Annotated in this window: 1 protein-coding gene; it reads left to right on the forward strand. The window is 58.5% G+C overall.

The genetic code is table 11. The features are described 5' to 3' along the window. Window positions 1-36 precede the first annotated feature (36 nt). On the forward strand, window positions 37-545 hold a 509-nt coding region (locus ACFOWX_RS13290), incomplete at its 3' end, for a hypothetical protein (RefSeq protein ID WP_381425105.1).

Raw genomic sequence — 545 nt, forward strand, 5'->3', positions numbered from 1 at the left:
CTGTTTTGTTTGGTCTGCATTTGGGGAAAATGTCCGATGGTATCGATTTTTGCGGGTTTGGGTGCGGGTTATACGCGGGGTTCTGGTAATATTATCGGGGCAGCGGGTCAGCTGGGCGGCGCGGCGCAGGGTCGCGGGGGCGATCTGGTATCGGTGAATGCGGCGACGGGCAATTTGCTGATCAGCCGTCAGGATGAGTTTTTGGTGGGCCGGGGCCCTGATGTGGGGATCAACCGGACTTATAATAGCCAGCTGGATGCGGGCTGGTCGGATAATGACAATGGCGACCAGTGGCAGCAATCGACGACGCGGCGGGTATTTGGGCTGACAGGCACGCTCAATGCAGCGGGCAGCACGATCAAGCGTCAGGCGGCCGATGGTTCGGTGATTACCTATACATGGAATGCGAGCCACCAGTTTTTGAACGGGGCGACGAGCACGGTGACGACGGGCGCTTATGTGACGACCGACGGGGATGGTGCGCATGATATTATGGTGCGTCAAGGCAATGACTGGCTTTGGATAGATGGCGCCAGCCAGACGCG

It is taken from the genome of Sphingorhabdus arenilitoris (genome assembly GCF_042651485.1).
GTDB lineage: Bacteria > Pseudomonadota > Alphaproteobacteria > Sphingomonadales > Sphingomonadaceae > Sphingorhabdus_B > Sphingorhabdus_B arenilitoris.